This window comes from Eubacterium sp. AM46-8 (assembly GCF_003466705.1).
GTDB lineage: Bacteria > Bacillota > Clostridia > Lachnospirales > Lachnospiraceae > Lachnospira.
The window spans coordinates 47,400-60,264 of the sequence record NZ_QSEU01000015.1; the positions used below are offsets into that span (position 1 = coordinate 47,400).

At 37.5% G+C, this 12,865-nt stretch carries 12 protein-coding genes; 1 reads left to right on the top strand and 11 read right to left on the bottom strand.

What is annotated here, in order from left to right:
• Nucleotides 1-27: 27 nt before the first annotated feature.
• The 5 genes from DW963_RS10390 to DW963_RS10410 form a co-directional block, all read right to left on the bottom strand.
• Nucleotides 28-627: a manganese catalase family protein gene (locus DW963_RS10390; RefSeq protein WP_022098783.1), complete on the bottom strand. Its 600-nt coding sequence runs from the start codon at nt 625-627 to the stop codon at nt 28-30.
• A 1-nt stretch (nt 628) separates the two neighbouring features.
• On the bottom strand, nt 629-907 hold the full coding sequence (locus tag DW963_RS10395; protein WP_012738763.1) for a spore coat protein CotJB: 279 nt from the start codon (nt 905-907) through the stop codon (nt 629-631).
• On the bottom strand, nt 904-1,044 hold the full coding sequence (locus tag DW963_RS10400; RefSeq protein ID WP_117915610.1) for a spore coat associated protein CotJA: 141 nt from the start codon (nt 1,042-1,044) through the stop codon (nt 904-906). The genes DW963_RS10395 and DW963_RS10400 overlap by 4 nt, the downstream gene beginning before the upstream one ends.
• A 109-nt stretch (nt 1,045-1,153) precedes the next feature.
• On the bottom strand, nt 1,154-2,026 hold the full coding sequence (locus tag DW963_RS10405; RefSeq protein ID WP_195367232.1) for a methionyl aminopeptidase: 873 nt from the start codon (nt 2,024-2,026) through the stop codon (nt 1,154-1,156).
• An 18-nt stretch (nt 2,027-2,044) separates the two neighbouring features.
• The gene (locus DW963_RS10410; protein ID WP_117915614.1) at nt 2,045-3,706 is read right to left on the bottom strand and encodes a putative manganese-dependent inorganic diphosphatase; all 1,662 of its coding nucleotides are present in this window, start codon (nt 3,704-3,706) and stop codon (nt 2,045-2,047) included.
• A 135-nt stretch (nt 3,707-3,841) separates the two neighbouring features.
• On the opposite strand from DW963_RS10410, the gene DW963_RS10415 reads away from it, so the two are divergent.
• On the top strand, nt 3,842-4,864 hold the full coding sequence (locus DW963_RS10415) for an ABC transporter substrate-binding protein (RefSeq protein WP_502694419.1): 1,023 nt from the start codon (nt 3,842-3,844) through the stop codon (nt 4,862-4,864).
• 14 nt (nt 4,865-4,878) lie between these two features.
• On the opposite strand, the gene DW963_RS10420 is transcribed toward DW963_RS10415, so the two are convergent.
• From DW963_RS10420 to DW963_RS10445, 6 genes are all read right to left on the bottom strand, one after another.
• A complete protein-coding gene (locus tag DW963_RS10420; RefSeq protein ID WP_117915616.1) occupies nt 4,879-7,260 on the bottom strand; it encodes an HAD-IC family P-type ATPase in 2,382 nt (793 codons plus the stop codon).
• Nucleotides 7,253-8,101 carry a YhfC family intramembrane metalloprotease gene (locus DW963_RS10425; protein ID WP_117915617.1) on the bottom strand — a complete coding sequence of 283 codons (849 nt, stop codon included), beginning with the start codon at nt 8,099-8,101 and terminating at the stop codon, nt 7,253-7,255. Before DW963_RS10425 ends, DW963_RS10420 begins: the two co-directional genes overlap by 8 nt.
• 126 nt (nt 8,102-8,227) lie before the next feature.
• Nucleotides 8,228-8,425 carry a cold-shock protein gene (locus DW963_RS10430; RefSeq protein ID WP_022098789.1) on the bottom strand — a complete coding sequence of 66 codons (198 nt, stop codon included), beginning with the start codon at nt 8,423-8,425 and terminating at the stop codon, nt 8,228-8,230.
• Nucleotides 8,426-8,515: 90 nt separating this feature from the next.
• The gene (locus DW963_RS10435) at nt 8,516-10,528 is read right to left on the bottom strand and encodes an LTA synthase family protein (RefSeq protein WP_117915619.1); all 2,013 of its coding nucleotides are present in this window, start codon (nt 10,526-10,528) and stop codon (nt 8,516-8,518) included.
• 54 nt (nt 10,529-10,582) lie between these two features.
• Entirely contained in the window at nt 10,583-12,259 is a 1,677-nt protein-coding gene (locus tag DW963_RS10440; RefSeq protein WP_117915621.1) for a glutamine--tRNA ligase/YqeY domain fusion protein, read from the bottom strand.
• Between the two features lie 77 nt (nt 12,260-12,336).
• Complete coding sequence (locus DW963_RS10445) at nt 12,337-12,849, bottom strand: shikimate kinase (protein ID WP_243004276.1); 513 nt, start codon at nt 12,847-12,849, stop codon at nt 12,337-12,339.
• Nucleotides 12,850-12,865 lie beyond the last annotated feature (16 nt).

Sequence of the window (12,865 nt, forward strand, 5' to 3'; positions counted from 1 at the left end):
AATATTTTATTAATATCATTCTATTTCTTATTTTTTAAATTCCGGGTTATATGCATAGAAGTTCTTAGAATCCAGCTTGCTCTGTATAATTGACATTGCTTCACCAAATCTCTGGAAATGTACAACTTCTCTTTCTCTTAAGAACTTCAACGGTTCATACACATCCGGATCGTCGCGGCAGAGTCTTAACAGATTATCATAAGTACTTCTCGCTTTCTGCTCTGCTGCCATATCCTCTGCAATATCAGTTATTGCATCACCCTTTGACTGGAATTCAATTGCGCAGAAAGGTACACCTCCTGCAGCCTGCGGCCATACACCAACCGTATGGTCAACATAATAAGCCTCAAACGGAGTTCCTTTTATCTGTTCCATTGTAAGATTTCTTGTAAGCTGATGAACCATTGTACTGACCATCTCGAGATGACCAAGTTCTTCCGTGCCGATATCAGTCAGCAGTCCGGCAACCTCCCTGTATGGCATAGAATATCTTTGTGAAAGATATCTCATTGATGCTCCCAGCTCGCCGTCAGGTCCACCATACTGTGAAATAATCATTGCTGCCAGTGTAGGATTGCAATTCTTTATATTAATCGGATACTGAAGTCTCTTCTCATAATTCCACATATCACATACCTCCCTTGTATTCCCATGGCATAGGTGTTGCCACCCACATCCAGTAATTGTCATTTACCATATATTCCATACTGAGAGGTCCATAATAATCTGAATATTTTTTCATAAACTGCACATATTTATCCTTAATTTCTGCATAATATTCAATAGCTGCAGCATCATCCGGATGAGTATCAAGATAAAGCATAGTCTCAACAAGTGCAAAGCCAAGTTCATAAATATTCTTCATAATCATAGCTTTTTCATTTCTTATATTATTACAACAATTCATGCCCTGCCTCCTGTAAATGGTTTATCAAGTACAGGAAACATAGTCCCCCGCATAATTGCCCGCGAAGGCTCATATAATTCATCCCAACGCTGCCACGGTACATAGCACATCGCCGGAACCTGTTGTGTCATCATCATAAAATAAGCTCCATATACATGTATCACTACAGTATATGGAGCTTTTCACTTATTGTTGTATGTCCTGTCAGGATATATACTGCTGTATTTATATATAGCAGCATCTATCTTAATAGGACATAACCTCATATCCGTCCTCAGTCACATGAACCATTATTTCCCACTGTGCTGAGTACGAATCATCATCTGTATATATTGTCCAGTTATTGCCCTCATCTATGTATATGTCAGGAAGTCCCGCATTAATCATAGGCTCGATTGTGAAGACCATCCCCGGTGCCATAACCATGCCAGTTCCCTTCTTGATTACATAACTTACAAATGGGGTTTCATGGAATTCAAGACCTATTCCATGTCCGCCAACTTCTCTTACTACTGAATATCCGTTAGCCCTGGCATGATCATTGATTGCTGCGGCAACATCTCCAAGATGTCCCCATGGCTTTACCTGTGCAAGACCTAACTCTACACATTCTTTGGCAACATCTACCAGCTTCTTGTGCTCAGGTGAAACATTGCCTATGCAGAACATTCTTGATGAATCTGAGAAATATCCATTGAGTATTGTTGAACAGTCAACATTAATTATATCTCCATCAAGTAACTGGATATTTCTAGATGGTATTCCGTGACATACCTGCTCATTAATTGAAGTGCAGACACTCTTAGGAAATCCCTCATAGTTAAGTGGCGCCGGAATTCCGCCCATCTCGGTTGTCTTCTGATATACCAGGTCATCTATATCCTGTGTTGTCATTCCTGCATGAATATTCTCTGCAACATAATCAAGTACCGCAATATTAATCTTGCTGCTTTCTCTCATTCCTGCAAGCTGTTCTTCATTCTTAATAATACTTCTTGGTGGTATTTTGTGGAACTTTCTCTTGAAATTATCTAACTTTCTGTCAAATTCCATATGGCAGTCACAATACTGCTTTCCACTATTACACCAGCAAGGATCATTCTTTCGTAATGCCTTCATCACTATTCTCCATTTCCTCTACTGTTCCATAGCTTCCATTATAGCTGGAAGAAACTGTTTCTTTCTTGAAACAACGTTCTTTAGTATATATGTATCTTTCTGTTTGTCAACTCCGAATGAAAGAGTCATTATCGTATCAGCATTCTTTCCTGAACACAGTACATAAGAGCACTCTGCAGATATGTCTGTCATAAGGAAATATACAACATCAAGTCCGCCATCTCCTACAACTGTATCAATAAACGGCAGCTCTTTTAACTTTATTTTCTCTATATCCTCAGGTCCCATTGCATTAGCCTGACCAATGCCTATAGTAACATCATTAATCGTGAACTTCTTAAAATCCTGATAGAATATCTCTCTGTCAGTCTTCTCGTCAAGATTACTTCCTGCACCAAACATTTCCCTTCCATATACTTCAGGATCGATACCTGCAATCCTTGCAAGTTCTGTTGCCGCCTCTATATCATCTGTTGTACATGTTGGTGATTTGAATATTAATGTATCAGATATAATTGCAGAACACATAAGTCCTGCTATAACTGGTTCTATCTCAATCCCTGCTTCCTGATACATCTTATAAATGATTGTACCTGTACAGCCAAGTGGCTGATTTCTAAAAAATACCGGCGTGATAGTCTGGATAGGGCCTAATCTGTGATGGTCAATTATCTCAAGAATCTCTGTATCTTCTATTCCGTTAACCGCCTGATTTCTTTCATTGTGATCAACAAGAATAACCTTCTTTCTTCCTGAACGAAGGAGATTTCTTCTTGAAATAGTTCCTACATAATTACCATTTTCATCCTCAATAGGGAAATCCCTGAACCTTTTCTTAGTCATGATTTCCTGTATATCTTCAACATAATCTGTTGTCTTAAAGCACACTATCCTGTCTCTTGGTGTCATAAAGAAGCCTACAGGAATAGCCTGATTCATAAGTCTTGCAACAGTATATGTATCATAATCCGTCTCAATAATAATACAGTCGTGACTCTTAGCAACCTTGGCGATTGTATTGGATACCCTGGCACCTTCACATATTATAAGGCATTTTGCCTCCATCTCTATTGCACAGAGCTGCGATTCATATCTGTTACCAAGAATTACAATATCTCCTTCATCTATCATACTTTCCATCATATCAGGATTAGCTGCTGCAATAAGCATCTTGCCTTTGTCAAATATCTCACTGGCATCGCCTGTTATCACTCTTCCTTCAAGTGTCTCAACGATATTAGCGAAGCTTGTCTTAGCATTGGATAAAACCCTGTTATCAAATGATTCAAAATATGACTTGGCAATATCATCAATAGACACAAGTCCTGTCAGTTCCCGGCCTTCTGTGATTGGCAATGTCACAATATTAAGTGTATCCATCAGCTTCCATGCATTGCGGACTGAAAGATTCTTATCGATGCCAGGAGTCTGTCTTATCTCAATATTCATTACCTGAGGACGTACATCTTTAATGTATTCCGGTGCCTTCACTCCGAATCTGTTAAGTACAAAATGTGTCTCCTCATTAATATGTCCAGCACGCTTTGGAACATAATTATCTGTTCCTGTTATCTTATTTTTTAAGTTTGCATAGCATATCGCTGAACATATTGAATCCGTATCCGGATTCTTATGGCCTATAACCATAACGTCCTTTACTTTTTCTTTATATTTTTCCATAAGCTATTCACTCTCCATATTATAACTATTTTAGCAAATCCAATAATTAATGACAATATCTTTGTTCCTTTTTTGTAACCAAACGCCGCCGCCATAATACTATAACAATAAAAGCATCTACAACGGAGATTTACATTGAGACATCTTAAAAAATATATATCTTTGCTCCTCACCCTTACTATTATTGTAACACTTTGTCTCCCTATGACTGCCTGCAACAAAGAAAAAGCAGACAATTCTGTTAAAAAAATCACTCTCTGCGAAGTTACACACTCTATATTCTATGCACCACAATATGTTGCCATTGAAAATGGATATTTTGCCGACGAAGGGCTTGAGCTTACCGTAACTAATGGTTTTGGTGCTGACAAGGTAATGACAGCCTTAATATCCGGTGATGCAGATATTGGATTCATGGGTTCTGAATCATCAATCTATGTATATGCTGAAGGCTCTGATGACTATGCTGTCAACTTTGCCGGACTTACACAGCGTGCCGGCAATTTCCTTGTCGGAAGGGAAGCCAATGATAATTTTGACTGGGCTGAACTTAAAGGAAAAACTGTTATCGGCGGCAGAGCCGGCGGTATGCCTCAGATGCTGTTTGAATATATTCTGAAGAAGAATAATATTGAGCCTGAAACAGACCTTGAAATCCTTCAAAATGTTGATTTTGGTTCAACATCTGCCGCATTTACATCTGGAATAGGTGATTACACAGTTGAATTTGAGCCTTCTGCAACTTTACTTGAACAGCAGGGCGAAGGCCATGTTATCGCCTCACTCGGTGTAGAAAGCGGCTATGTTCCTTACACAGCATATTGTGCAAAGAAAAGCTATATCCAGAAGCATCCTGATGTAATCCAGAAATTCACTAACGCTACACAGAAGGGGCTTGATTATGTCAATACACATTCATCAGCAGAAATTGCGGCCATCATTGCACCTCAGTTTAAAGAAACCGATATTGCAACAATAACCGCAATTGTTGAAAGATATAAATCACAGGATACATGGAAAACCTCCACTGTATTCACCGAAGACAGTTTTAATCTTTTACAGGACATTCTTACACAGGCTGGCGAGCTTAAATCTCCAGTTCCTTACAACAGCCTTGTAACAACTGAATTCTCTGAAAAAGCTCTAAATAAGCAGTAATACATTTTAATATATTAACCTTTAAGCAGGTGTCTGAAATGACGGTTATGGTTCTCAAGGAAATCTATCAGCCATGCCGTCATCCTGCATACATATCTGTACAGAGGCAGCGACAGAACCATCATAATAACAGTAAGATTAAGTGCCAGCCCCTTTAATACAACCATTGCAAATAATGAGCGTAAAAATATCATTGAAAATAAAATTCCACATGCCATTGCAACGCATACACATACTCTTATTATATCGAATGGCTTGCATACTCTTATCAGTGCTGCCATACCCACCGTAAGAAGCACAAGAGTTGCTGCAGTCGCCGTCTGCTCATGCGGTGCACCTGTGCAATTGCCATATATTGCTATAATCATAACTACAATAAAGTCCGTCAGACCTGTAGGCAACGCCTTTAGTACTACATTAAGCAGAAAATCTCCCTTTATAAGACTCTTATTAGGCTGCAATGCCAGAAAGAAAGCCGGTACACCTATCGTAAATATTCCTAAGAATGATAACTGGGTCGGATATAAAGGATACAGATTAACCGATATAAGTGTGAATATCGTAAGAAGCATTGAAAATATATTTTTTGCAAGAAACAGTGATGCTGAACGCTTAATATTATTGACAACTCTTCTTCCTTCTCCAACAACATCAGGCATTTTTGAAAAATCTGAGTCCAGAAGAACTATCTGTGCCGCATTGCTGGCAGCCTCACTTCCTGATGCCATTGCAACACTGCAGTCAGCACATTTTAATGCAAGTACGTCATTAACTCCGTCACCTGTCATTGCCACAACATTGCCTGCCATCTTAAATGCTTCTATAATCTTTTTCTTCTGTTCCGGGATAACCCTTCCAAAAACAGTATATTTCTGAACCGCATCTGCTATATCCTTATCTGTCTTAAGCGTCGTCGCATCTATGTAATATGTGGCATCATCTATCCCTGCCCGTATTGCAACCTTTGATGCAGTCAGCGGATTATCTCCAGATATAACTTTGATTGCGACCCCCTGCTTTTTAAAATATTCAAATGTTTCTTTTGCCGTTTCTCTTATCTCATTCTCAAGGATTATAAAAGCCATAGGAGTTATTGCCTTTGTGACAGCCTCTCCTGTTATCTGCTCATTTGCCAGCCCAAACACGACAATTCTCTCTCCATTGCATGAATACTTATCAATAATATTCCTATAATCCGGATATGAATCAAGAAGCAGATATTCAGGTGCTCCTAACAGATATACATCTTTCCCATATCTCGCACCACTGTATTTATTCTGAGAAGAAAATGGAAATACCTGGTCACATTCACATTCCTCCTCAATTCTATAATACGAATGTATTGCTTCCATTGTTGCATTGTCAGAGCTGATTGCCGCCACTACATTTTTTATAATTCTCTCTGTTTCATGGTAATCAGTATGCTTTCCATAATCATCTGTGTAATCTAATATCTCAACATGAGTAACTGACATATCTGGTCTGGTTATTGTTCCAGTTTTATCAACACACAACACATTAACTCTCGCCAGTGTTTCTACACAGTTCATCTCATGTACAATAACATTTTTCTTTCCAAGTCTCATAACGCTGACAACCAGTGCAACACTTGCAAGCAGATACAGTCCTTCTGGAATCATTCCAACAAGAGAGGCTACCATTGAATCTATACTGCTCTTTATTGAGCCACCGACTGCGAATCTGCTCTGTAAAAACAGTCCGGCTCCTATAGGTATTATAAGGACACCGATTGTCTTAACAAGCTTATCAAGAGATTGCATCATATCTGTTTTGTGTTTCTTTCGCCCTGCCTTTGCTTCTATTGCAAGCTTTGCTGCATATGCATCAAGACCGACATTTGTAAGCACAGCCCTACATTCTCCGGATACAATAAAACTGCCGGAGAGTAATATATCCCCGGCATTCTTGACAACCTCGTCAGACTCACCAGTAACTAATGATTCATTGACACGAACAAACCCATCAACAAGAATTGCATCTGCACTCAGCTGGTTTCCAGCTGAAAATACGCACAAATCTCCCTTAACCAGAGTCTCCGAAGCTATAGTATGTAATTGTCCCTCTCTTATAACCGATGTCTTAGGTGCATTAACCACCGTAAGTTTATCAAGAACCTTCTTAGCTCTTATCTCCTGTATTATTCCAATAAACATATTAGAAATAATTACCGGAAGAAATGTCATATTATTATATGACCTTACAAGAGCCAGAAGAACAGCAAATACAGCAAATATCAGGTTAAAATATGTAAATACATTGCCCGCAACAATCTGGCCAATGGTCTTGGATTGTTTTCCAACTGACACATTGACCATGCCATCATTTGTTAACTGCTCTACTTCATCTGCTGTTAGTCCTTTTTTCACATCAGTCATTTGAGTATTTTATCTCCTTCATAATGAATTGCTTGATAAATAAAACTATTCCTCCTACAATCACAAGCTTTACAATAAACAAAACAATAATATTAGTAAGTGAAAATGCATTATATAACTGGAACATTATATTAGAAACAAACTGTGCAATTATCGCATAATATGCATACATATAATTAACCTGTTTCCTTACCACGCCATATACAACCATAAACAGCATTATATTAAGTGCAATATCAAGAACTGCAGATACAGCAATTAAAAACCACAGAATCGCAGGCGAATCAACCAGCTGTGACACATTTGAAGTATACAATGTAATTACATCACTCTCAGCCATTCCGCTGTTAAACATATCCGAGATAAATTTTTCTAATCCATTAGCTGATATTGCCTGTGCATATACAAAAAATGTAAACATTGACAATGCATAAGTAATAACGGTATCCCCAATTGCAAGCCCCGTTCCTGCCATAAGCACATCCCCGGATCTGTTATATCTGTCAGTCATCATCTTTGCCGTGAACCATCTTGCAATACCAAAACCTGTAGCAAACAGAATATTATATATAACCACATATGCATTGGTATTATACGTAAATGACTGGTCAACATTAGGTATAAGCGAAAGAACACTCATTAAAAGCTGTGAAAACATAAACCCAAACACAGCATACGAAAGAACACCTAATGCCAAAGGTATAAATCTTCCCTTCCATCTCTTAATTACCAGCACAAGAAGAACTATCAGAACAGATATAACAAGTATTGCACCTGCCGATATCATACTGACAGTTGCATTACTCACTGTCTTGTCATAATTAATATTTAAATTCTCCATAAAACCTCCAGATTATATTATTAAAAAAGGCGGTCCAATATTAATTGTGACCGCCCCCATAATCCTATTGTGTTACAATATATCTTTCTATATATAATATAAAAAAGGCACACTGAAAACAACCGATTATAATTTTGTTACGTTAGTAGCCTGAGGACCCTTTGCGCCATCTGTTACATCAAACTCAACCTGAGCGCCTTCCTCTAAAGACTTGAAGCCTTCCATGTTAAGTCCAGAGTAATGTACAAATACATCCTTTCCTGACTCATCACTGATAAAGCCGTAACCCTTCTGGTTGTTGAACCACTTAACTGTACCCTTCATTTCAAGTACCTCCAAAAAAAATCTTGATGTTTGAAACACCTTACTAATATTACCATTTCAGGTACCTGCTGTCAATTAAAGATAGCACATTTACTGTTGTTGTGCGTTTTTCTTACTCTGTTGTTTTACTGTAAAAGTTGTACGGCTGAGTTCAACTTTGTCATCACCCTTCTGTGCGACAACAACTACATCGTCCTTCTTTACATTAATACCATTAACTCTTAAAAGACGGTCACTCACCTTTTCCGTGGTATATTCTTTTCCGTTAATCAGAACACAACTGTAATCGTTAAAACTACTGCCCTCTATAAACACTGTATTATTATAATTATAGACATCTGTTATCTCAATATTATCAATACCCATCTTAAGATCAGTAGCCTCATATGGTGTTTCTCCACCATAAATTTCCTTTTTACCATACAGAATGTCATATTCCAGAATTTTGAGTTTCTTCAAATACTCATCCTCTGGAAGTTCCTGCTTTGACTGATGATATTTCATGATATATCCTTCAGATATACCAAGCCTTTTCATTACATACGCAGACAACTGATATGCCTGAATATTCTTTTCCTGTCTGTCCATATCAAAGTTGCTCCAGATTACATACTGTGTCTGGAATTTATCTCCATTAGTAAGCATTTCATCTGTAAAATCAAATGTAGGTAAATGATCTCCATAAAGTACAAGTACAGTTTCTTCATCTCTCTCTGATAAAGACTGTATAAGCTCACCTATGAAATTATCCATCTCATGAATCTGATTTACATAATATTCAAATGATGCCTGCTGTTCTGCAACTGGAAAGTTAGTCACTTTAATCTCTGGTGTGTATCCTTCCATTGGTGTAGACGGGTAATCACCATGTCCCTGTACAGATATTGTAAACACATAGTCAGTTCCAGCTGTTGAATCAAGTGCCTTAGTAATCTCTCCTGTAAGAATATAATCCTTAGCCCATCCCATAGGCGTTTCTTCAAACCCATCCATATATTCAATTGAAGTAAATGTTTCATATCCCAGATGTGAAAACACCAGATTTCTATCATAGAATGTTCCATCATTATTGTGTATTGCATGAGTTGAATAACCAAGCTTCTTAAGGTCATAGGCCATAGACTCACATACCTTGGATTTCATAATTGTTCTATATGGGTATTCACCTGGTCCAAAATCATCAATATTAATTCCTGTCTGTACTTCAAACTCTGTATTACATGTTCCTGCTCCAAAACATGGAACCGAAAGATATCCTGAAGAACATTCAGATACAAGTTTTTGATAATTAGGCAGCGGATTCTCTGATAAAGTTATTCCTTTTACATGTGTAGGATCAAAAAAAGACTCCAGTTGGACAAATATAATATTAGGAGTCTTTTCGCTCGCTTCGACATCAACATTATCAAGATCATTCTTAAGTGAATCCATATATTCCTCAGAATAATCTCCTGATTTTTTAATTCCCCGGTCAAGCACACTGCTGACAAAGCAGTGACTGAATCCATATTTCTTATATGCCTGAGCGAGATTACCAAAGTGACCTTCAACAGTTCCTGTAAACAGAAGAGTAATTCCCATTCCATATGCTGCAAGAAATACAAGTATCATCTGTACTGCTGCATATGCAACAAACTTTGTTTTCTTAATTGTCACTTCAAGCTTTGGAGCTTTCCGCCACAGAAAAACAAGTCCTGCAATAACCGCTATAACCAGCAATGCAATAAGAATAATCTGTATAACACTCACATATAATCCCGCAACCTTTATAGCATCTTTTATAAGGTAAAAATCCATCGCCGTAAATGGCGTTTTTCTTGAAGAAAGTATTATAAAATTAGTAAGTGCCAATCCAATCCATACAATAGAAACCACACTATACACAAACATTCTTCTCTTAAAGAATAATGCAAGTGTCATGCTTGTCATTATTATAAGTGTATTGTATATAAAAATAACCGGATGCATAAATGGAAATGCAAGTCCCATTATTCCTCTTCTGTTAAAACATTCAACTATTAGTTCAAGAACAATAGAATAGACTGCTGTGTGAACCAGATCATAGGTCCATATCTTCTGTACAAAAGCTTTAACCCTGTTCATAATGATTATACGCCCCTTTAGTGCTAATTCTTTTTAATAGTCTCCAATACATCTTTATTGCTGCAACTTAAATGAACTCTTAAGTGAAACTATCCTGTTAAATATTGGCTTACCCGGTTCTGAATCTTTATTATCAACACAGAAATAGCCATTTCTTACAAACTGGAACTTATCTCCACTTACAGATTTCATAAGCTCTGGTTCAAGATAACACTCTGTAAGAACAGTCTTAGAATTCGGATTGATATTCATAGAACCATCTTCTTCGTTGTAAACACCCTTTTCTTCATCTACAATATTCTCGTATAATCTGACTTCTGCTTTGCAACCTTCTGTAGCAGAAACCCAGTGAATAGTTCCCTTAACCTTACGTCCTGTGAAGTTACCACCCTTAGTCTCAGGGTCATAAGTACAATGAACTTCAGTAACCTTTCCGTCCTCATCCTTAACAAAATCAGTACATGTAACAAAATATGCATTCATAAGACGTACTTCGTTGCCAGGGAAAAGTCTGAAATATTTCTTAGGAGGTTCTTCCATGAAGTCCTCTCTCTCAATATAAAGTTCCTTGGTAAATGGAACCTTTCTTGTTCCCATCTCTGGATTCTCCTGATTATTAGCCACTTCCATATATTCAACCTGACCTTCAGGATAATTATCAATAACAAGCTTAACAGGATCAAGAACAGCCATCATTCTCTTAACCTTAAGCTTTAAATCTTCTCTTATACAATATTCAAGCATTGGATATTCAACTGAACCCTGTGCCTTAGTAACACCAACAAGCTCTACGAACATCTTAATAGCCTCTGGAGTAAATCCTCTTCTTCTTAAAGCTGCAATAGATACAAGTCTTGGATCATCCCATCCGTCAACAATTCCATCTTCTACAAGCTTCTTGATATATCTCTTACCTGTTACAACATTAGTAAGATATAACTTTGCAAATTCAATCTGCTTAGGATTCTCCTCTGGAGATGTCTTATATCCTGTCTCAATTACAACCCAGTCATAAAGAGGTCTGTGATCTTCGAACTCAAGTGTACAGATAGAATGTGTAATTCCCTCTACTGCATCTTCAATAGGATGTGCAAAATCATACATAGGATATATGCACCACTGATCTCCTGTTCTGTGATGTGTCATATGAGCTACTCTGTAAATAATAGGATCTCTCATGTTAATATTAGGAGATGCCATATCAATCTTAGCTCTTAAAACCTTAGTTCCATCTGCATATTTGCCTTCCTTCATCTCCTCAAAAAGCTGAAGATTCTCTTCAACAGAACGATTTCTGTATGGACTTTCCTTACCTGGTTCAGTAAGTGTTCCTCTGTACTGTCTTATCTCATCAGCAGACAAATCATCAACATAAGCCTTGCCATTCTTAATAAGTCTGATTGCTGCTTCATACATCTGTGGAAAATAATCAGATGCAAAAAGAACGTCTCCGTTCCACTCTGCTCCAAGCCATTCAACATCTGCCTTAATAGAGTCTACGAATTCAACTTTTTCCTTAGTAGGATTAGTATCATCAAATCTCATATTAAACTGTCCGCCATATTCCTTTGCAAGTCCATAATTTAATAATATAGACTTGGCATGTCCAATATGAAGATATCCATTAGGTTCTGGTGGAAATCTTGTAATGACCTTCTTACAATGGCCACTCTCAATATCCTTATCTATAATCTGCTCAATAAAGTTCTTAGAAAGAGCTTCGTTTTCCATGGTATTCCTCCTTGTTTTCGTATTTAAAAGGGTAAAAGTTATTTTACCCTAAATTCTTACATAGTTCAACCAGTTGTTTAATTATACTGATCTTTATTAATTATAATATCATACAGCATCTCCACAGTTTCTCTTATCTGCTTTCCCTGCTCATTAAGTGTAATATCTGCATATTTCTTATAAAGTGCAACCCTGTCAGCATATATTTCTTCTACAGTTGTCTTTCCATTAGACACAACCCCACGCTCTTTAAGGCTTCCAAGTCTTTCCTCAAGTGATTCTGGTGGAAGTTCAAGATAAACCACAGTACCAATATCTTTAAAATGTTCCATTGCTTCTTTTCCGTATACAGCACTCCCACCTGTTGCAATAACTGTGTGGTGTGGATTGATTGAACAATTCACTTCATTTTCAATCTGTATAAATCCTGCATCTCCATGCTTTTCAATTATTCTTTCAAGAGTCATTCCCTCTCTACCCTGAATAACAAGATCAGAATCAATGAATCCAAATCCTATCTTCTTGGCAAGCACTACTCCAAGCGAGCTTTTTCCGCTTCCCGGCATGCCTATAAGTATAATATTATTCATGTGTACCTCCATAAGC

Bases quoted from the DNA above. Each gene is read 5' to 3' on its own strand.
- DW963_RS10435 (WP_117915619.1), bottom strand. From the start codon at position 10,528: ATGAACAGGGTTAAAGCTTTTGTACAGAAGATATGGACCTATGATCTG.
- DW963_RS10425 (WP_117915617.1), bottom strand. From the start codon at position 8,101: ATGGAGAATTTAAATATTAATTATGACAAGACAGTGAGTAATGCAACT.
- DW963_RS10390 (WP_022098783.1), bottom strand. From the start codon at position 627: ATGTGGAATTATGAGAAGAGACTTCAGTATCCGATTAATATAAAGAAT.
- DW963_RS10420 (WP_117915616.1), bottom strand. From the start codon at position 7,260: ATGACTGATGTGAAAAAAGGACTAACAGCAGATGAAGTAGAGCAGTTA.
- DW963_RS10410 (WP_117915614.1), bottom strand. From the start codon at position 3,706: ATGGAAAAATATAAAGAAAAAGTAAAGGACGTTATGGTTATAGGCCAT.
- DW963_RS10430 (WP_022098789.1), bottom strand. From the start codon at position 8,425: ATGAAGGGTACAGTTAAGTGGTTCAACAACCAGAAGGGTTACGGCTTT.
- DW963_RS10440 (WP_117915621.1), bottom strand. From the start codon at position 12,259: ATGGAAAACGAAGCTCTTTCTAAGAACTTTATTGAGCAGATTATAGAT.
- DW963_RS10400 (WP_117915610.1), bottom strand. From the start codon at position 1,044: ATGATGATGACACAACAGGTTCCGGCGATGTGCTATGTACCGTGGCAG.
- DW963_RS10405 (WP_195367232.1), bottom strand. From the start codon at position 2,026: ATGAAGGCATTACGAAAGAATGATCCTTGCTGGTGTAATAGTGGAAAG.
- DW963_RS10445 (WP_243004276.1), bottom strand. From the start codon at position 12,849: ATGAATAATATTATACTTATAGGCATGCCGGGAAGCGGAAAAAGCTCG.
- DW963_RS10395 (WP_012738763.1), bottom strand. From the start codon at position 907: ATGAATTGTTGTAATAATATAAGAAATGAAAAAGCTATGATTATGAAG.